General features: G+C 59.6%; 12 protein-coding genes. All 12 read left to right on the forward strand.

Going from position 1 to position 19,950, the window contains the following annotated elements; translation table 11 throughout:
* Positions 1-94 precede the first annotated feature (94 nt).
* The 12 genes from recG to VMY05_09270 all read left to right on the forward strand — a co-directional run bounded on the left by recG (position 95) and on the right by VMY05_09270 (position 19,895).
* The gene (recG, locus tag VMY05_09215; protein HUV31251.1) at positions 95-2,182 is read left to right on the forward strand and encodes an ATP-dependent DNA helicase RecG; all 2,088 of its coding nucleotides are present in this window, start codon (positions 95-97) and stop codon (positions 2,180-2,182) included.
* A gap of 66 nt (positions 2,183-2,248) precedes the next feature.
* Entirely contained in the window at positions 2,249-2,620 is a 372-nt protein-coding gene (locus VMY05_09220; GenBank protein HUV31252.1) for a DUF1844 domain-containing protein, read from the forward strand.
* Between the two features lie 134 nt (positions 2,621-2,754).
* Entirely contained in the window at positions 2,755-3,702 is a 948-nt protein-coding gene (murB, locus tag VMY05_09225) for a UDP-N-acetylmuramate dehydrogenase (GenBank protein HUV31253.1), read from the forward strand.
* Between the two features lie 63 nt (positions 3,703-3,765).
* Entirely contained in the window at positions 3,766-9,777 is a 6,012-nt protein-coding gene (gene sprA, locus VMY05_09230) for a cell surface protein SprA (GenBank protein HUV31254.1), read from the forward strand.
* Between the two features lie 46 nt (positions 9,778-9,823).
* Positions 9,824-10,750, forward strand: coding sequence for a M28 family peptidase (locus tag VMY05_09235; protein ID HUV31255.1), 927 nt, complete (start codon positions 9,824-9,826; stop codon positions 10,748-10,750).
* The gene (gene selA / locus VMY05_09240; GenBank protein HUV31256.1) at positions 10,732-12,108 is read left to right on the forward strand and encodes an L-seryl-tRNA(Sec) selenium transferase; all 1,377 of its coding nucleotides are present in this window, start codon (positions 10,732-10,734) and stop codon (positions 12,106-12,108) included. The genes VMY05_09235 and selA overlap by 19 nt, the downstream gene beginning before the upstream one ends.
* A 19-nt stretch (positions 12,109-12,127) precedes the next feature.
* Positions 12,128-14,008, forward strand: a complete 1,881-nt coding sequence (gene selB / locus VMY05_09245) for a selenocysteine-specific translation elongation factor (protein HUV31257.1) — start codon at positions 12,128-12,130, stop codon at positions 14,006-14,008.
* A complete protein-coding gene (locus tag VMY05_09250; GenBank protein HUV31258.1) occupies positions 14,005-15,591 on the forward strand; it encodes an amidohydrolase in 1,587 nt (528 codons plus the stop codon). Before selB ends, VMY05_09250 begins: the two co-directional genes overlap by 4 nt.
* Positions 15,592-15,668: 77 nt before the next feature.
* The gene (locus VMY05_09255; GenBank protein ID HUV31259.1) at positions 15,669-17,003 is read left to right on the forward strand and encodes a nodulation protein NfeD; all 1,335 of its coding nucleotides are present in this window, start codon (positions 15,669-15,671) and stop codon (positions 17,001-17,003) included.
* Between the two features lie 16 nt (positions 17,004-17,019).
* Positions 17,020-17,787 carry a slipin family protein gene (locus tag VMY05_09260; GenBank protein HUV31260.1) on the forward strand — a complete coding sequence of 256 codons (768 nt, stop codon included), beginning with the start codon at positions 17,020-17,022 and terminating at the stop codon, positions 17,785-17,787.
* Positions 17,788-17,942: 155 nt separating this feature from the next.
* A complete protein-coding gene (locus tag VMY05_09265; GenBank protein HUV31261.1) occupies positions 17,943-18,440 on the forward strand; it encodes a dCMP deaminase family protein in 498 nt (165 codons plus the stop codon).
* A gap of 93 nt (positions 18,441-18,533) precedes the next feature.
* On the forward strand, positions 18,534-19,895 hold the full coding sequence (locus VMY05_09270) for a glutamine synthetase family protein (GenBank protein ID HUV31262.1): 1,362 nt from the start codon (positions 18,534-18,536) through the stop codon (positions 19,893-19,895).
* The last annotated feature ends 55 nt before the right edge of the window (positions 19,896-19,950 follow it).

A 19,950-nucleotide genomic window follows, 5' to 3' on the forward strand; every position in this document is an offset into this window, starting at 1 on the left:
GGGTCGAGGCCGGCGCAGATTCTTGTGTGATCATGACCTTCCACGCCGGCAGATTGTAATTGACTTTGCCGCCATCGGACGGCACACTCCGAGTGTGGCTGAACTAAAGCTGAATTCGCCGCTTCAGTATATCAAGGGTGTAGGGCCGAGGAAAGCTGAGGCGCTGGCAAAGCACGGCCTGCATTCGGTCCGCGATCTGCTTTTCTACTACCCCCGCCATTACCTCGATCGTACCAATGTCGTGCCCATCGACCGGCTGCGGATAGACGATTCGGCCACTGTCATCGGCGAGGTCAGGGCGCACGGGGTTCTGCGCGGACGCCGTTCCCACTACGAGGTTATTCTTGATGATAGTACGGGTGCGATTACGCTGACGTTCTTCGCCGGTCTCAGGTACTGGGAGCGTTTGTTCAGGAAGGGTCAGAAATTCGCCGCCACCGGTACGGTGTCTTATTTCCGCGGCCATCAAATGATCCACCCGGACCTGGAGCGGCTCGACGCCGATTCGGATCGGATGGTTCACGCCGGGCGCATCATTCCCGTGTACCCGCAGACGTCGGTGTTGACCAAAGCCGGTCTGGGCAGCAAGGGGATTCGCTCGCTGACGTCCTTTGTTTTTGACCATCTCCGCGAGCGGATCACGGACCCGGTGCCGCGCCGTGAGCACGAAGAGTTGGGATTGCCCACCCTGCACGACGCCGTTGAGAAGATCCATTACCCGGACAGCCGGGACCAGATTGAGCGCTGCCGGAGACGGCTGGCCTTTGACGAGCTTCTGTCGTTGCAGTTTCTTGTCTTCCGCAGCAAGGGCAAAAAGGACACCGTCGTCAAGCGGCACGCCTACGTCGAGCCGGGTGAAATGCTGCGTGTGTTCAGCCGGGAACTCCCCTTTTCCCTGACCGGTGCGCAGAAGAAGTCCGTCAGGGAGATCTTATCCGACCAGGGGAGACCCCGCCCCATGTCGCGGCTGCTGCACGGTGACGTCGGCTGCGGCAAGACCGTAGTGGCTGTCATTGCGGCCGTCCATGCTGCCGAAAGCGGGCTGCAAACCGCCTTCATGGCCCCCACGGAGATCCTTGCGGAGCAGCATTTCCGTAACTGGAGTCCCGGACTGGCGGCCTCCGGCGTCCGGGCGGCGTTGCTGACCTCCAGCCTCAGGCAGGCGCAGAAAAGGGACGTGGCCGGGCGATGCGCCGACGGCGATGTGGACATTCTGTTCGGCACGCACGCCCTGATCTACGACTACGTCTCGTTCCCAAAGCTCGGCCTGGTTATTATTGATGAGCAGCATCGGTTCGGTGTCGAGCAGCGAGGCAAGCTTTACGCCAAGGGTGACAATCCGGACCTGCTCGTGATGACCGCCACGCCGATTCCGAGAACTCTTGCCCTGACCCTGTACGGCGACCTGGATATCTCCACGATTGATGTCATGCCGCCGGGACGCAAACCTGTCCGCACGGTGTGGCGAACGGCGGACGCCCTGCCGGCGATTTACGGGTTTGTCCGCGACGAGGTGTCCCGTTCCGGCCAGGTATACATCATCTATCCCCTGATCGAAAAGTCCGACCAGCTTGATCTGCAGAACGTCCAGGACGCGTTTGATGAGCTTTCGGGCGGCCCGCTGAAGGGCCTGCGCCTGGCCCTGATCCACGGCCGGGTCAAGCAGGCCGAGCGGGACATCATCCTGGCGCGATTTCGTGAAGGTGAGATCGACGTTCTGCTGGCCACGACCGTCATCGAGGTAGGGATAGATAACCCGAACGCGACGATGATGATTATTGAACACGCGGAGCGTTTCGGCCTGGCCCAACTCCACCAGTTGCGGGGACGCGTCGGTCGTGGGGAGAAACAGTCCACCGTCGCGGCGATCGCGCATCCGCCCATCACCGATATCGCCCGCCGACGGCTGGAGTACCTGGCTGAGTGCAGCGACGGATTCAGGATCGCGGAGGCTGATCTTGAGCTGCGCGGGCCGGGCGAGATGTTCGGGGTAAGGCAATCCGGCCTGCCGGAACTGCGGGCCGCCAATTTCTGGCGGGACAAAGACCTCCTGGAAGCGTCGCGGGCCCTTCTGGAACGGTTGTTCAAATCTGCAAAGGACCTTGACGCGGACTTCAAGAGGCTGTATAACTACCTGCAGGAATCGACCGATCGTCGCAGTCTCAATCTTGGTGGTGGCTGATGTTTCGTGTCTGTCCGCGGCCGGGGGATACTGTGCCAGTGCAAACCCGCCTTCTCGAGGGTTACGATGAACGAACAACCAGATAACTACGATGTCTACTTCTACCAGTTGGTTATTTCACTCCACGGCGCCGCCATGCAGCAGATGGGTAAGGTGGCATCTCCGCTGACCGACAAGATCGAGCGTGATCTCACGCAAGCCCGTGTCACCATTGACATGCTCGATATGATCAAGCGCAAGACCGGCGGCAATCTCAGCGAGGACGAGACCAAGCTGCTGGATCACGTTCTGTACGAACTGCGGATGAATTTCGTCGAGGAGGCGAAAAAAGGGGCCGGGCCGGGCGACGAGGCGGAAGAACCCTCGCCGGCTGAAAGCCAGCAGGCCGAAAAGGCCGAACCCAAAGGCACGAACCCCGAAGCCGACAAGGACGCCTGATCGTCTTCTTTCCTGAGGATTACTCGCCGAGATACTGTATAAGAGAAGGGGGAAAAACGGGAGCCGGGACGCCGCAGTGGCCGGATTTCGGCTTGATTTCGGGCGGATTCCCGGTATATTTAAGCTGGTGGAAAATGGTTGAGCAGCCTTCAGTTAGCCCAGACATACCGATAGCTGCCCTGGTTGCTGCATTCGGTCCCAACCTGCAATTCGCACGGGATCTGGCCCCCCTGACCAGCTTCAAAACCGGTGGTCGGGCACGCTATTTCGTGTCGGCCAATACTGCCGGTGAGATCGCCAGGGCCGTGGTCGGAGCCGGGCGCCTTGGTATTCCGTTCTTTCTGCTTGGCGGCGGCTCCAACGTACTGGTTTCCGATGAGGGTTTCGGCGGCCTGGTCATCAAGGTCGACGTTCGCGGCATGAAGCTGCTGCCCGGCCATGCGATTGAATCGGGAGCCGGCGAGGACCTGATGACGCTGGTTGATTTTGCCACCGCCAACTCTCTTACCGGGCTTGAGTTCGCGGCGGGAATCTGGGGTTCGGTCGGAGGGGCAATATGCGGCAACGCCGGAGCCTTCGGGGGAGAAATCGGCTCGGTTGTCGCCGAGATCACGCTCGTGGACCGTCAGGGCGAGATCAAGACGGTTACTCCTGAGTACTGCCGCTTTGGTTATCGCGACTCCCTGCTCAAGTCCACCGGTGAGGTGGTGGTGACGGTCAGGCTCCGGCTTGAGCCTGGAGAGCCGAGTGCCATCCGGTCGCGGGTCGATGAGATACTGAATCAGCGTGAAATCCGGCACCCGGTCACCGGCAAGTCGGCGGGTTGCTTCTTCAAAAACATCCCCGACCCCTCGCAGCCGAACGGCAAGCTCGCGGCAGGCAAGCTACTGGAGGAGGCCGGGGCCAAGGACCTGTCCGTCGGTGATGCCAGGGTTTTTGACTTACACGCGAATATCATCGTTAACGACGGTGAGGCTACCTCGAAAGATATTCGTGCGCTGGCCGATAAAATGAAGGAGAGTGTGAGCCGGAAGTTCGGCATTGAGCTACAGGATGAAGTAATCCAGGTCGGCGAATTCTAAAACGGGAGGAATGCTATCGACGCATATTTAACGGATTAAAGAACTGTAACCCTGATTGAAGCGGTGAACGACAAGTTTCGCAGAATCGCGTTCATCCCGGTGCTCGTGTTGGCGGCCGCGGCCACGATCCCGTGTCCGGCCGGCGCCGAGACGGGATTTCAGGCCACGTTAAGCGACCCTCCCCGGGTGGTGTCTGCCTATGACGAGACCGCGGATCGGTTCTCAGCAGCCATGTATCCGCTGTCCCGGGCAGTGCTCTCCCGTATTCTCCTGTACTCACCCACCCTTGATTCCGCCAGTTTTGAACAACGGTATCTCAAGTTCAACACCCACTATCAGCAAGACCTGCATCTTGTGCCGGTCTCGGTTGACGCTGACCAGTTCCTAAACTACCGAACCAGGGTTATGGAGCGGCGGAACCGTAGTGAACTCGTTCAGAAGTCGATCCAGCAGGCCCGCGCCGGGAGCCGCGGTTCCGGCCTGTCCATCGGCGTAGCTCTTCCGGAACGGTTCGACCGTATTTTCGGCGAGGGCGGCGGTAACCTTCGCGTGTCCGGCTATCGCCGGATAACGTTCTCCGGGCGGTCGCAATGGACGGACGTGGCCAACACCGACAACGTTCAGCAGTCGAGGTTCCCGTCTCTGAACATGGAGCAGATTTCGGCCTTTCAGATCACGGGAACGATCGGCACCAAGATCACGGTCAAGGTGTCCCAGGACAGCCAGACGGATATCCCGCTGGCCAACCGCATCCAGATCCGGTACAAGGGGGATGACGACGACGTCCTCAAGGTCATTGAGGCGGGCAACACCAACCTGTCTCTGCCCAATACGAGGTTTGTCGGATACAGTTCGCGGATTCAAGGTTTGTTCGGCGTCAAAGCCGAGGCCCAGCTTGGGGACCTGCGCCTGATCGGCATTGCCTCGCAGGAGAAAGGCTCCTCGGAGCGCGCCTCGATTTCCGCTACCGGCGAGGAGAACGCTACCTACATTCGTGACTACCAGTACGTTGAAGGCCGTATTTTTGACCTCGGATACGAAGGCGAATTCAACCCGCAGGACAGCGTGCGCTCGATTCACGTTTTTGAGCACGACAAGCGTGACAGCATCCAGTCCGTCGTGGCCCGTCTCTCGATGGACCCCTCGGTGAGCACCGGTTCCTACGATTCGCTGCGCGTCAAGGAGATCGACGGCACGCAGTATGAAATCAGGCACGATGCCAGACGCAATCTGCACTTCATTGCCTTCAACAGCCCGCGCCGCGAAGCGCTGGCGCTGTATATGGAAATCGACCGCTATGATGACAACGGCTTTATCCGTCGAGACACGATCGGCCGAATGGGAGGCGAGCCCTATGACCTGAGATACCTGCGCGCCCTGGATGTCGACTATACTCCCAGCCACCCCACCTGGTCCCTGATGTGGCGGAACTGCTATCGCATCCCGCGCGGGGCCAGCGCCGAGGACCTCAACATCAAAGTTCTCAAAGCGCTGCCCGGGCGCGAAGGGACCTCCTCGGCGCTCGACTATCAGGCGGGCGGTACCTCGTCCAGAAACTTCTACCTGGAGATACTCGGCCTCGACCAGTACAACCGTCTGGGCGACAAGACGCCCGACAACATCATAGATGAGCGTTCCCTCATCTTTGAACCGGAGTGGGGGCTCGTTATTTTCCCGAACCGGACACCCTTTGCTTCTGACACGGTGTTTGTCGACAAGAGCGGCAGTCAATCGGCGAAGCTCGCAAAACCGGTCCCTACCATCTACTACTACACGTCCCCGTCGGAGAAATCGGAGTACAGCGAGTACTATATTCAGGTTTCGACCATGGCTCGCAGTTCGGTTATCAGGCTGAACCGCGCCAATATCATCGAGGGCTCAGAGCGTGTCACGCTGAACGGTCAGTTGCTCCAGAGAGATAGTGACTACAAGATTGACTACGGTTTTGGCCAGGTCACACTGTTGACTGACGAGGCGACCGATCCTAATGCCGACGTCGACATCGAGTTTGAGTACGCCCCCTTCCTGGCGGTGCAGAAAAAGACACTGCTGGGTCTCCGGGCCGAGTACGAGTACAGCAACAATCTGAGATTCGGTTCGACCGTCCTGTACAAGTCCGACAAGGCGCAGGACCGCAAGCCGCGCGTAGGGCAGGAGACGGCGCAGGCCCTGATTCTCGATTTCGACGCCAGCTTCAGGCTTAATCCTTCCTTCATCACCTCGGCCATTGACGCCCTTCCGCTGATCACGACCGAAGCCACGTCGACTATCAACGTGTCAGGCGAAATCGCGCAGTCGCGCCCCAACCCCAATGTCGATGGTGTCGCCTATATTGACGATTTCGAGGGCTCGCAGGATCGGCTGAGCCTCGGGACGACGCGCGCCACCTGGACGCACTCGTCAATGCCGGCGATCGATACGGCGAGTTGGGACTTCCAACGCGGTAAGCTGATCTGGCACAACGTTCCGCCCATTCCGTGGGACGAAGTTTACAAGAGTGAAACGAAACCGGGCGAGGGTGCCCTGCGGCCCCTCCGGCTGATTTTCCGGCCGAAGAACGTCACCTACACGCTCGGCCCGGATTCCGTCACCGTGGATACGACGTACACGCACTCGTGGGGCGGCATCCTGCGCTACTTCGGCAGCCGCATCGATCCCAAGCGGGTGCAGTTGTTCGAGGTTCGTGCGCGCGGCTCCGGAGTGCTGCATTTCGATTTTGGCATCATCAACGAGGACATCGACGGCAACCGGACGTTGAATACCGAGGACATCGACGGCAATGGGAGCGTGGACAAGTACGAGGACGTCGGACTCGACGGCGTGGCGAACGAAAAGGAAGTTGATGAATTCGGCAACAAGTACGATCCGCTGGACAACCCGGATCCGAAGGGCGACAACTGGTGGTTTGAAGGGGACTGGCCGCCTCCCGTGCCTTCCTCGCGGTACCAGGACCACGAACAGGCGTTCCGCGACTCGGTCGAGAACGAGAACTCTCTTCTCCATTACGAGTGGGTCAACGGTACCGAGGCCAACCGCAATGACCCGACGGCGCTGGGTATCCCCGACGAGGAGAAGCTGGGCAGCGTGTTCGAGGAAGACAACTCGTATTTCTCTTTCCATATCAACCTTGATACCCTGGTCAGTGACACCTTCCTCGTCAAGGACTCCAAGAACGATGCCGGATGGAGAACCTATCAGATCCCGATATGGGATCCCCTGGCCCTCGATACCCCGGTCGTCTCGCTGTACGATGACGGGTCGACGGCGCCCGATCCGGACTGGGCGAGAATCAGCCATGTGCGCGTCTGGCTGGAAACCGACGAAAACTCGTCTGAGCCGGTGGTCTCGGAGATAGCCTCCTGGCACTTCGTTCAGGCCAACTGGCAGGATTCCCTGATCATCGATTCGGCCAACATGACGGACTCCGGCCTGCCCCCGAAATCCAAGTTCTACGTGGCCTCGGTCAGTGACGAGGAAAACGTCAACTTCAAACCGCCCGAGGGCGTCGAGGGCTACTATGACAAGGTCAACAAGATCACGGAGGCTCAGCGGGCGCTGGCGCTCGTCTACGAGGACCTTCAGCCCAACGACATCGGGCTGGTTACCCGGAGCCTCGTCACGGTGGAGCGGTATTCCGGCTATCGCCGGCTGGAGATGTTCGTCCACGGGCCGGATAATGCCGGGACCGATTCCATGCTATTCTTCTTCCGTGTCGGGCGCGATCTGAGCAATTTCTACGAGTACCACGTAATTCTCGACACCGGCTGGCACGCCAACAATCGCGTCGATATGGACTTTAATGTCGCCACTGCCCTGAAGGACGCCGCCCAGAGAGGACAAAAGGACGCCCAGACACCGGTGGATACGACCGCCGGGCCATACCGTGTGGTGGGACAGCCGAACATCAACGAGGCGCGGCTCTTTGCCGTGGGCGTGGTCAATCTCGGTGACTCAGCCACCAGTGGACAGGTGTGGCTGGACGAGTTGCGCGTCACCGACGTGCGCAAGGACGTAGGTACGGCCGCCCGGCTCAACGTGAGCGGCACTATGGCTGACCTGATCAGCTACCAGTTCAGCATCGAGAACAAAGATGCTTACTTCCGCGGTCTTTCGTCGGCCACGCGCGGAGGATCAAACCAGAACCTGGGCAGTGGCGCCTCCGAGAGTAAGTTTTCCTCCAGTGTCACCGTCCAGCTTCACAAGTTCCTGCCGCGATCGTGGAACGCCAACCTACCCGTCCAGTTCTCTTACAACAAATCCACCTCGACGCCGCTGCTGCGCACAAACTCCGACATTGTCCTGCCCGAAGAAGTCCGGAAGGCCGAAAAATCTCTGAACGAAAGTCGACGCTTCAGTGTCTCCGAGTCGTTCGGGTACAAGGGCAGAAACCCGCTCTTCAGCGTTCTTCTGAACCGTCAGAAGGTCAGCTTTTCATATACTCGCACCTTCCGGACGTCGGTCAATAACCCTTACAGCTTTGCCGAGAACTACAATGCCCGTTCCGAGTATGACATGGGCATGAAGACACCCGTTGGCCTCCGGGTTTTTGCCTGGACCAAATGGATTCCCATTCTCAAGAAGACCCGTGACTCAAAGCTGTACCTGTTTCCCAACAACTGGCGCTGGACAGGTACGTTCAATCGCTCCATGTCCATCACCGAAGATCAGGACCGTAATCGCCGGTCCTCCCTGCGGCGCGATTTTGACGGTCGCATGAACATGAGCTACAAGATCTTTGACAACCTGACAACTTCGCTCACGTATTCCACCAAGCGCGACCTTTCCGACCCCGACCTGGTGAGGCTCTCGCTGAAGGATCCCAAGCTCGGCCTGGAGACGAACTACAACCAGTCGTTCAAAGCCAACTACGATGCCTCGCTGGTCTCGTTTATCAGTTCAAAGTTGCAGTACACTGCGGCGTACAATGACAACTGGGATCGCTCTTCGGAGTCCCTGAATTCCGGCCTGTCGCGAAGCTGGTCCGTGGGCGGGTCGTTCCGGCACCTTGACCTCCTTGGCGGTTCGGCGCGACGTGGCGGGTTGACACGCACCGTCCGGGGCGGTGCCCGCGGGGCGCCGTCGGAGCCGACCGAAGCGAAGGGTAAGCCCTTCTATGATCCAGCCCTGGCGGTGCTGCGCTTTCTGACCGGTTGGATTAACCCGCTCAGCTACAATTATTCCGAGAGCTACAAGAATTCGGTACCGGCCATGCTGGAGCGGCCGTCACTGGGATATCGATTCGGCCTGAGTGATGAGTCCGATGTTCCGCGAATCACCAACAGCCGCAGTCCCTCGGCCAATGAGGGGATCGGGTATGACCTGGGATCCGGTTTCAAACTGTTGGGCGGCATCGCCACCGATGTCAGCTTTAGGCGGAACATCACTCGAGATCTGATCAAGGTCAGCGGAGACCGTCTGGAACGCCGGTCAACCGGCTGGCCTGAACTGGGTATCCGCATCAGTCAGTTTACGTACTTCCCGCTTATCAAGAAATTTCTCAATTCCTTTATCAGGATATTCTCGCCGCGCACCGGCTTCAGCCGGCAGATCAACGAAGACTACAATATCGACGGCGGCTTTGTCACGAGTCGGACTGAGACCATCGGCCGCAACCCCGTTCTGGCGCTTAATTTCAAGGTGCTCCGCGCACTGTCCATCACCGGCTCCTATACGCTGACGAATGCCCTTTCGGAGCGATTCAACCCCACCAACGGCAAACTGCAATCTGAGACACGGTCGACGAAAAAGACCCTTGCTTTCACTTCAAAGTATTCCTTCAGTTCCCCGGGCGGTATCGGTATACCGCTGCTTGGCCGGTTGAAGTTCAAATCCACGATGTCGATCAGCGTCAACGTACAGTTCAACGCCGACAGGAGCGAAACCAAGCAGGTCGGCGGCAACTGGGCGGTGGGTACTGATAAGTCGAAGTTCTCCGTCAGCCCCGACATCAAGTATCAGTTCAGCCAACAGATTCAGGGCGGGTTGACGGGCCGCTGGGAGGACTCCAACGACATCAAGTCGAACCGCAAGAGTCACATCCGGGAGTTGCGGATATCGGCGGAAATCCGCTTCTAACATCTTTTCGTTTGACATGGCCCGCGAGTTCGGTCTAAATTTCGCAATGCTGAGGTCCGTCCTGCTACAGTGCTTTGTCATGTCACTCATGTTCGGTTGTTCAAAACAAGACGTCGTGCCGCCTGAGTTCAACGGCCAACGTGCCTTTAGTTACCTGGTCGGCCAGGTCGAATTCGGACCACGGGTGCCCGGCACCGAGGCGTCCGAAGCCTGCCGGAGCTACCTTGTCCGGCATTTTCAGTCGCTGAGCTTCGAGGTCGACTCTCAATCGTTCTCGTTTTACGATCCATACTCGCGCAGTGACGTCCCACTGGTCAACGTCATAGCCCGGTTTCACGGGACCGACGATGCGGCGCGCAGCATCGTGCTGATGGCTCACTACGACAGTCGCCCGCGCACCGACTACGCCTTTGATTCCACTCTCAGGGATCAGCCCATTGACGGTGCCAATGACGGCGCGTCAGGGGTGGCGGTGCTCATGGAACTCGGCAATCTCATGGCGGAAAGGCCGCCCCGGTGCAACCTCGACCTTGTTCTCGTCGACGGAGAGGACTGGGGCCGTTTGGGCGATGACGAGTACTATCTGCTGGGCTCCAGGCACTTTGCCGCCTCGGGGATTCGCGACCGGTATCGTTTCGGCATTGTCGTCGATATGGTCGGTGATGCCAACCAGGAGATTTTCCGCGAGGAGTTCTCGCAGAAGTTTGTTACCGAGCTGAACGATTTCGTCTGGAGCACGGCCAGGCAACTGAACCTCTCGACCTTTCAGGATACCACCCGGCATGCCATGATGGATGACCACCTGTCGCTGAACGTCGGCGGCGTGCCGGCCGTGCTGATAGTGGATTTCGACTACCCTTACTGGCATACGGAGTACGATCGCCCGGATCGGTGTTCGGCCGAGTCGCTCGAGAACGTCGGCCGCCTGCTGGCGCAGATCGTCTACACATCGTCATGGCCAAAACTGAAATAACCAGACTTCGCGATTTCCCTTCCGTGGAGGAATTGCTGCAGGCGCCTTCGCTGCGGCGCGAGATCGCTTCGCTGCCGCGACCGGTGGCCGCCGAGATCGTAAAGCAGACGGTGGCATCGTTCAAAACCCGGTTGAAGGGCCAGGCGGCTGGTATCACCGTGGAAGAGCTGCATGGCGCGTTACGCACCAGACTGACGCAGGCTAAACGAAGAGAGATTCGGCGCGTTATCAATGCATCCGGGATCATCGTGCATACGAATCTCGGACGGGCGCCGCTGTCGGAGGAGTTGTTCGACGCCGTTAAAGAGACGGTCCTCGGTTACGGCAACGTTGAATTCGATCTTGACCGGGGCGCGAGGGGAGAACGCGGTTCTGCCTGCGAGTCGTACCTGGCGACGCTTTCGGGGGCCGAGGCTGCGACCGTTGTGAACAACTGTGCGGCCGCGCTCTTCATTATCCTCAACACGCTGGCCAACCGGCGAAAAGTCATCATCTCGAGGGGTGAACTGGTCCAGATCGGCGGCGGCTTTCGTATCCCCGACATCCTGAAGCGTTCGGGAGCGGCCCTGGTTGAGGTCGGCACGACCAATATCACCACCGTCTCCGACTACGAGGCGGCTGCGGCCGCCGGTGCCGCCATGATACTGAAAGTGCACAAGAGTAATTTCATTCAGGCAGGCTTCACTCAGGAAGTGCCGTTAAAGGAGCTCATCGGACTCGGCAGAAAATTCGAGCTGCCGGTGGTGAATGACCTCGGCAGCGGCGTCTTTATCCCGACTCGGGACGTCCTTGGCTACGCGGAGCCGACTGTGCAGCAGTCAGTCCGGGCCGGGGCCGACCTGACCTGCTTCTCCGGCGATAAGATGCTCGGCGGCATGCAGGCGGGCCTCATCGTGGGACGCGCCGACCTGATAGCCCGCGTCAAAAAGAACCCGATTTTCCGGACGGTGCGCGTCGACAAGGTCGTCTTCGCCGTCCTGGAACGCCTGCTTGCGATCTACCTTAACGGCACGCACTGCTCGGACATCAAGTTGTGGTCGCTGCTGTCTGTTCCCGTTGGCGAACTGAAGAAACGCGCGGCTGCGGTCCTTGCCAGGCTCGGCAACCCGGACGGCGTGACTGTTCGTGAGACGCCGGCCTTCATGGGCGGCGGCGCCCTGCCGGAATCCGAAATCCCTTCCGTGGGTTTGGAGTTCTCCAACAAGTACGACCCCGGCATGCTCATGTCTCGACTGCGCGCGGGCGATCCGCCGATAGTCGGCAGGGTGGAAAAGGACCGCTTTCTGCTCGACCTCAAGGCGGTCGACGTCCAGGACCTGGATGTGCTGATTTCGGCGATCCGGCAGGTGATCACGTGAACCGTGGGGATGCGGCACCATGATCGTCATCGGCACGGCGGGACATATCGACCACGGCAAGTCGGCCATCGTCAAACGACTGACCGGCTCCGATCCGGATCGCCTGCCTGAAGAAAAAGCCCGCGGAATGACCATAGACCTCGGCTTCGCTTTCTACCGCACGCCCGCCGGTGAGGACCTCGCGCTGGTGGACGTGCCGGGACATGAGCGTTTCGTCAAGAACATGATCGCCGGGGCCGGCGGCATCGATGCCGTCATGCTGGTGATTGCCGCCGATGACGGCTGGATGCCGCAGAGCCAGGAACATTTCCAGATCACCAAGCTGCTCGGCGTCAGAACCGGCCTCATTGTCATCAACAAGATTGATCTCGCCGAGCCGGACTGGATAGGGCTGCTTGAGGACGATATCCGTCAGAGAGTGGCCGGCTCCTTTCTGGCTGACGCTCCCGTGGTCAGGGTCTCCGCCGAGACGGGGGAAGGTTTCGAAGCGCTGACCCGGCTCCTGGACGCCCTGCCCACCCAAATCGAGAGTCGCAAAGACCGTGGCAAGGCGCGCCTCTACATAGATCGGTCATTCATCCGGCCGGGTATCGGCGGCGTCGTCACCGGGACGCTGCGCGGCGGAGCCTTTTCGGTGGGCCAGAGTGTGCTCGTGTGGCCCGCCATGGTGACGGCCAAGATCAGGACACTCCAGTCCCGGAACGAGGAGGTTGCGGCCGTGATGCCCGGTCAACGGACGGCCGTATCTTTCACCGGGATCGACCGGGAGAAGCTCGTCCGCGGCGGCGTGATAACCGACCGCACCGACGCCCGGTTCTTCCTGGAGCATCCCGTCCTGGCCCTGTCGCTTGAAGTGCTGCCGGAATCTCCGGTTGCGCTTTCGGATCGCCGACATGTCGTCGTTATCGTAGGTACGTCTGAGACGGAGGGGGAAATCCGCATTTTCGAACAGCGCCAGGTGAAACCCGGGCAACGGGGAATCGTCTTCCTCAAACCCGACAGCCCCCTGCATACGCTGGTCGGAGACCGTTACGTGATGCGCCTGCCCACACCCATGGTCACCGTGGGCGGCGGCACTGTGTTGGACCACCTCGAGAAGTTCCCACGCCGCAAGGAACTTGCCGCCTACGGCTACCTGCGAAAGCGCGTTGAAGGCTCGCTCCCGGACCTGGTTGTCTCGGAACTGGAGAAACGCTGCCTGGCAGAATCACGGCATCTTCTTGGGGAGGCGGATCTTTCGCCGGATGAGATCCGGGAGAATGTGGCACGCCTGACAAAGGACGGCGTGCTTGGGCATTTCCGTGAATACGTATACCACCGGGACCTGCTGGATCGTGCGGTCGCCGAACTCAAGGCGGGAATAGATCGAGAACTGGAGGCCAACCCGCACCTCAAGGGGCTGCCCATGGACCGCATCAAGGGGCTCTCTTCGCATCCGATGCCGGTTCTCGAGGTCATCGTCCGGTACATGGTCGAAAGCGGTTTGCTGGTCCTTGTCGGCGACGAGTTCAATCCTGCCGGACGCACCATGGCGCTCAAGGGCGTTATCAAGCAGGCCTACGACGAGATCATGGCCGCTTTGGCCGGTAACCCCTACGCCCCGCCGTCGCTCGCCGAGCTTGCGTCGGCCGGCAAAATCTACCAGCACGCAATAAAGTATATCCTTGACACCCGTGAAGGTCATAAGTGCGGTTCGGAGTTCGTCTTTCTCACCGGCGTGTGGGAGGAAACGGTTCAGTTCATCCGCGAACGGCTGAAACAGCAGGACAAACTCACCGTGGCCGAACTCCGTGACCGTTTCGGGTACACCCGCAAGTATGCCATCCCCATTCTGGAAGAGACGGACCGGCTCGGTGTGACTCGCCGTGACGGGGACGTCCGCATCAAAGGTGACGGATGAAGGCGAGAACGCTGTTTTTCAATGCCCGTATCTACACGCAGGCATTCGGTCTCGTGGTCGACTCACTGGCCGTCTGTGGCCATCGTGTAATCGCCGTCGGCAATCGCCTGGAGCAGGACCCCGACTTCAAAGCGTACGCGAAAGTCGATCTGGGGGGGCGCACGATAGTCCCGGGTTTAGTCGATGCCCACGCGCATTTCTACTACTTTGCCCTTTCCCTGGGGCGCGTTTCGCTCGACGGCCTGGAATCACTCGAGGCCTGCCTGGAAAAGATAAGGACCTTTTCCAGACAATGCCGAAAGTCCGAGTGGGTCCTGGGAGACGGCTACTCGCCCGATCGTTTCACACGGCGCGTCGAGCCGGACCGGTACGTATTGGACGCCGTGACCGGCGGCCGCCCCGCCTTCATATTTTCAAAAGACCAGCATTCGGTGTGGGTCAACAGCCGCGCCCTGGAGATCGCCGGTATCGGCAAAGATACTCGCGATCCGGCCGGGGGAAAAATCGACCGACTGGCCGACGGTACGCCGTCGGGCATTTTCCGGGAGCAGGCCGCATATGACCCCGTCCTTGCCTGCATCGACCCGCCTTCCCCGCAGACCGTCCAGCGTCGCTACCGCCAGGCCTTGCAGCATGCGTACCGCAAAGGCGTGACGGCGGTGCACTCGTTCGACGGTCCCGACGGTTTTGCATTCTTCAACGATCTGGCCCTGAAAGGACGGCTCGGCCTGCGGATCAATTACTACCCGGCCGCCCGCCTGCTGCCGGAACTGCGCCGGACCGGTACACGGTATGGCTGCGGGGATGACTTCCTGCGCATTGCCGGCGTCAAGGTTTTCGCGGACGGATCGCTGGGAAGTCAGACGGCGCTCTGTTTTGATCCCTATATCGGCACTGGAGGCGATCGCGGTATTGAAGCAACGTCGGTTGCGGATATGAAGAAGATCATCCGGTCGGCCGCCCGGCTCGGTCTGCCGTGTGCTATACATGCGATCGGTGACAAGGCCGTGGCGAACGTTCTGGATGCCTTTGAGATGAACGTGGCTCTTCCGGCGGGAGCCCGCCACCGCATCGAGCACCTGCAATTGCTCTGGCGGCGGGATATCTCGCGAATCAGGCGTCTCAAGGTGGTGGCATCGATGCAGCCGTCACACTGCCCGTCGGATATGCACATGATTCGCAAGTACTGGGGAAAGCGGGGTGCCAACGCCTTTATCTTTCGTACCCTGATAGATCGCGGCGTTGATCTTGCCTTCGGTTCCGATGCGCCCATCGAGCTGCTTGACCCCATGGCGGGCATCGCGGCCGCCGCCCGGCGTGCCCGTCCCGGCTCACGAGACGTGTTCTACCCGGATCAGCGCATCAAGGCGTCCGAAGCTCTCTATCGTTTCACGGTCGGGCCGGCCGTGGCCTGTGGCCAGGAGCACTGCCGCGGCTACCTGCTGCCCGGTTACCCGGCCGACCTGGTGGTCCTCAGCCAGGATATAACCCGCGTTGCCCCGACGCGGATCCGCGACACGGAGGTGCTGGCGACCATTCTTGACGGCAGGGTAGTCTATTGCCACTCATCGCTTGCATTATAGCGCGACAGCGGCAGCCCTTTTGAATTGACATCTGTTTGAGACCCAGACATATTACTTGAGAACTCATAGGAAATCATATGAAAATCAGATTGTTAGTTATGGTCGTCGGCCTGTTGGTAGTCTGCCTCGGGACATACGTTTCGGCGCCCGCGCAGCACCAGGGCCGCCTGCCGCTCCTGGCCGTGGCCCTGGAACAGGATACGGCGACGTCGCTGGTCTATATCCTGACCATTGACGGGGCCATCGGGGCTGTAACGGATGCCCGCATCGCCGACGCCGTACAGCAGGCCGAAGACGATGATGCCGAGCTGCTGGTTATAATGCTCGACACGCCGGGCGGGTTTACCAAGGCGACCTGGTCGATCTGCAAGAACATCCTGAACAGCGACGTGCCGGTGTGCATGTACGTTGCCCCTCCGGGCGCGCGGGCCGGATCGGCGGGCGTGTATATGACGTACGCCTCGCACATTGCCGCTATGGCGCCCTCGACCAACATCGGCGCCGCTCACCCGGTCTACGGCACGTCTGAAAAAGTCGATTCCGTGATGAACGAAAAAGTCACCAACGACGCCGTGGCGCAGATCCGGGCCGCCGCCGAAAAGCACGGCCGCAACGCTGACTGGGCCGAAAGAGCCGTCCGCGAATCCGTCTCCATCACAAGTACTGAAGCGCTGGAGGAGAACGTCATCGATATCGTGGCCGAGGACCTCGATGACCTGTTCGAGCAGCTCGATGGTCGAGAAGTCGAGCTTCCCTGGGGTACGAAGGAGTTGGCCCTGGCCAACGTCTACACGGAGGAGATCAAGCCGACTTTCGTGCAGCGTTTTCTCGAGGTCATTACGAGCCCGGACATTGTGCTGATTCTCTTCTCGATCGGCATCATGGGCATCATGCTCGAACTGTACAGCCCGGGAGCCATTCTCCCCGGCGTGGTCGGCACCATCTCACTCCTTCTGGCCTTTTACGCCTCGCAAACGCTGCCGATCAACTACGCCGGCGTGGGGCTTATCCTGCTCTCCATTGTTTTCTTCATTGCGGAGATCAAGGTCGTTTCCCATGGCTTATTGACTATCGGCGGGATTATCTCGTTCTTTCTCGGAGGACTTATGCTTGTCGATACCGTCGACCCGGAGTTAAAAGTGTCAATGTCACTGTTGATTACGCTGGCCGCCCTGGTCGGGCTCATCATGTCGGTGGTGCTGTACCTGATAGTGAAGGCTGCCCGCAACCGGCCGTTTATCGGCCACGAGGGATTTGTCGGCAAGAAGGCCGAGGTGCGGCGCGCCGGATACGTGTATCTGAACGGGGCGTTGTGGGCGGCCGAGTGTGACGAGCCGCTCGAAGCCGGTATGAAGGTGGAGGTGACCGGCATAGAGAACCTGACTCTGAAAGTCAAAAGAATTCAATCCTAAACTGGGGAGTGCAACCATGCAGTTGTTACCCATCATTGTCCTGATTGTCTTCGTCGGGCTCTGGCTCCTGTTCAGTATGATCAAGATCCTCAGGGAGTACGAGCGCGGAGTTATATTCCGTCTCGGGCGTCTGATCGGCGCCAAAGGCCCCGGGCTGATCATTCTGATCCCGGTCGTCGATAAGATGGTTCGCGTCGACCTGCGTGTCATCACCTACGACATCCCGCCCCAGGACGTAATCACCAAGGACAACGTTTCGGTAAAAGTGAACGCGGTGCTGTATTTCCAGGTGATGGACGCCAACAAGGCGATCGTTTCGGTCGCGAGTTTCTTCGAGGCCACGTCGCAGATTGCACAGACTACTCTCCGCTCCGTGCTGGGGCAGGTGGAACTGGACGACCTCCTGGCCAACCGCGAGAAAATCAACGCCGAATTGCAGCACATTATCGACGACCAGACCGAGCCGTGGGGCATCAAGGTCTCGGTGGTGGAGGTCAAGAACGTCGACCTGCCGCCCGAGATGACCCGGGCCATCGCGCGACAGGCCGAGGCCGAGCGCGAACGGCGCTCCAAGGTTATTCACGCCGAGGGTGAGTTCCAGGCGGCTGCAAAGCTCACCGAGGCGGCCAAGGTTATCGCCACCGCGCCCAACGCTATTCAGCTTCGTTTCCTGCAGACTCTGACGGAGGTCGCCGTAGAGAAGAATTCCACCATCATTTTCCCGGTGCCCATCGACCTGCTGGAGAGCCTCAAAGGCTTTCTGGAGAGGAAAGCGGAGGAGTAAGCATACACGCCGCTCATGGATAATTGCCGCCGTGGCATTTCAAGGCAGAACCTGCACAGGGTTCTGCCTTCTTTTACGGCCTGCCAACGGGCAGTCGGCGACGCCCCCGAATTTCCTTTCCTTGTCACGGTCCATCGCGTATAATCCCTTCCAGCATGACCACCAAGCGGACAGACTACCTGAGCTGGGATGATTATTTCATGGCCGTGGCGCAGCTATCCGCCCAGCGGTCCAAGGACCCCGGCACCCAGGTGGGGGCCTGTATCGTCAACAGGAACAAGCGGATTATCGGTATCGGCTATAACGGCTTCCCGACCGGATGCCCTGATGACGAGTTGCCCTGGGGGCGCGAGGGGGAGTTCCTCGAGACCAAGTACCCGTACGTCTGCCATGCGGAGATGAACGCCATCGCCAACGCCTCGAACAAGGCCGACCTCGACGGCGCCTCGCTCTACGTCTCACTTTTTCCTTGCAATGAGTGCGCCAAACTTATTGTCCAGGTTGGTGTTAAGGAAGTCGTTTACCTCTCCGACAAGTACGCCGGCACCCCCGAATTCACCGCCGCCAGAAGAATCTTTGAGATGGCCGGTGTGCGCCAGCGGCTGCTCAGGCCGACGGCAGGCAAGGTCACCCTCTCGCTTGAAGAAGACTGAGCCGCCCGGTGTCCGCACGGCCGCAAACGGCGGCCGGGGCCGGGCGTTTTTGTTTGCATACACGACCCGCGACTGATACATTTGCAGACTTAAATGATCCGTCAACCCCATTTACAGGAGTTGGGACAAGTGACCAAGACCGGAGAAGACGTCCTCAGGCTGATAGATGAAGCCGGCGTCCGTTATATCAGGCTCTGTTTCACCGACATTCTCGGCAAAATCAAAGGTATGTCCATCCCCCGGGGTGAAATGGAGAAGGTGCTGGAAGAAGGGCAGGGGTTTGACGGGTCCTCGATCGAGGGTTTCGCCCGTATCGAGGAATCCGACCTTATGGCCATCCCCGATCCCCTGACTTTCCGGATCATCCCATGGGAGATCGCGGGGGAGAAGGTCGCCATGATGTTCTGCGACATCCAGAATCCCGATGGTACCCCGTACGACGGCGACCCGCGATGGGTTTTAAAACGCGCTCTGGCCAGGGTTGCCGATAAGGGCTGGAAATTCTTCGTGGGGCCGGAAATAGAGTACTTCTACTTTGAAAACGACGAAGCACCGAGAACTCTGGACCGGAGCGGGTACTTCGATTACGGCACTGTCGACATCGGCGCGCAGATCCGCAAGAAAACCGTCACCGCCCTTGAATTGATCGATGTTCCGGTGGAGTGCTCGCACCATGAGGTCGCGCCCAGCCAGCACGAGATCGACCTGCGCTACCAGGAAGCGCTGGTAATGGCCGATTTCACCCAGATCTACCGCTTCATCGTCAAAGAGATTGCGATGGAGAACAACCTGTACGCCACGTTCATGCCCAAGCCGATTTTCGCCGAAAACGGATCCGGGATGCACTGCCACATGTCCCTGTTTAAGGGCGATAAGAATGCGTTCTTCGACCCGAACGCGGAATATAACCTTTCCGGCATCGCCCGGGATTTCGTGGCCGGCCTCCTGCACCATGTCAGGGAGATCACCCTGGTCCTGAATCAGTGGGTCAACTCCTACAAGCGGCTGGTTCCCGGGTACGAGGCTCCGGCGTATATCAGTTGGGGCAGACGGAACCGTTCCAGCCTCATCCGCGTGCCGGCCTACCAGCAGGGAAAGGAGAAAGCCACCAGGATCGAGCTGCGCTCTCCCGATCCCGCCGCCAACCCGTACCTGGCTTTCGCCTGTATGCTCGCAGCCGGCCTGAAAGGCATCGAAAACGGGTATGCGCTGCCTGATCCGGTCGAGGACAACATCTACCACATGTCCGGCGATGAGAAAGCCAGGCTGAATATCGACATGCTGCCCAATTCTCTCGAGAATGCCATTCACGCCGCTGAAAAATCGTCGCTCGTGCGGGAAACACTCGGCGACCATGTTTTCGAGATGCTGATCGACAACAAGAAAATCGAGTGGGACCAGTACCGGGTTCACGTCGGCGGATACGAGATCGACAAGTATCTGAGCATGCTGTAGGCGGGTGATCCGATCCGCGCACGACTGAAAAGCCCCCACCCGGGGCTTTTCGTGT

The sequence above is a fragment of the Acidobacteriota bacterium genome (assembly GCA_035529075.1).
Lineage (GTDB): Bacteria > Zixibacteria > MSB-5A5 > GN15 > FEB-12 > DATKXK01.

Bases quoted from the DNA above. Each gene is read 5' to 3' on its own strand.
- VMY05_09220 (HUV31252.1), top strand. From the start codon at position 2,249: ATGAACGAACAACCAGATAACTACGATGTCTACTTCTACCAGTTGGTT.
- murB (HUV31253.1), top strand. From the start codon at position 2,755: ATGGTTGAGCAGCCTTCAGTTAGCCCAGACATACCGATAGCTGCCCTG.
- VMY05_09235 (HUV31255.1), top strand. From the start codon at position 9,824: ATGCTGAGGTCCGTCCTGCTACAGTGCTTTGTCATGTCACTCATGTTC.
- selA (HUV31256.1), top strand. From the start codon at position 10,732: ATGGCCAAAACTGAAATAACCAGACTTCGCGATTTCCCTTCCGTGGAG.
- selB (HUV31257.1), top strand. From the start codon at position 12,128: ATGATCGTCATCGGCACGGCGGGACATATCGACCACGGCAAGTCGGCC.
- VMY05_09250 (HUV31258.1), top strand. From the start codon at position 14,005: ATGAAGGCGAGAACGCTGTTTTTCAATGCCCGTATCTACACGCAGGCA.
- VMY05_09255 (HUV31259.1), top strand. From the start codon at position 15,669: ATGAAAATCAGATTGTTAGTTATGGTCGTCGGCCTGTTGGTAGTCTGC.
- VMY05_09260 (HUV31260.1), top strand. From the start codon at position 17,020: ATGCAGTTGTTACCCATCATTGTCCTGATTGTCTTCGTCGGGCTCTGG.
- VMY05_09265 (HUV31261.1), top strand. From the start codon at position 17,943: ATGACCACCAAGCGGACAGACTACCTGAGCTGGGATGATTATTTCATG.
- VMY05_09270 (HUV31262.1), top strand. From the start codon at position 18,534: ATGATCCGTCAACCCCATTTACAGGAGTTGGGACAAGTGACCAAGACC.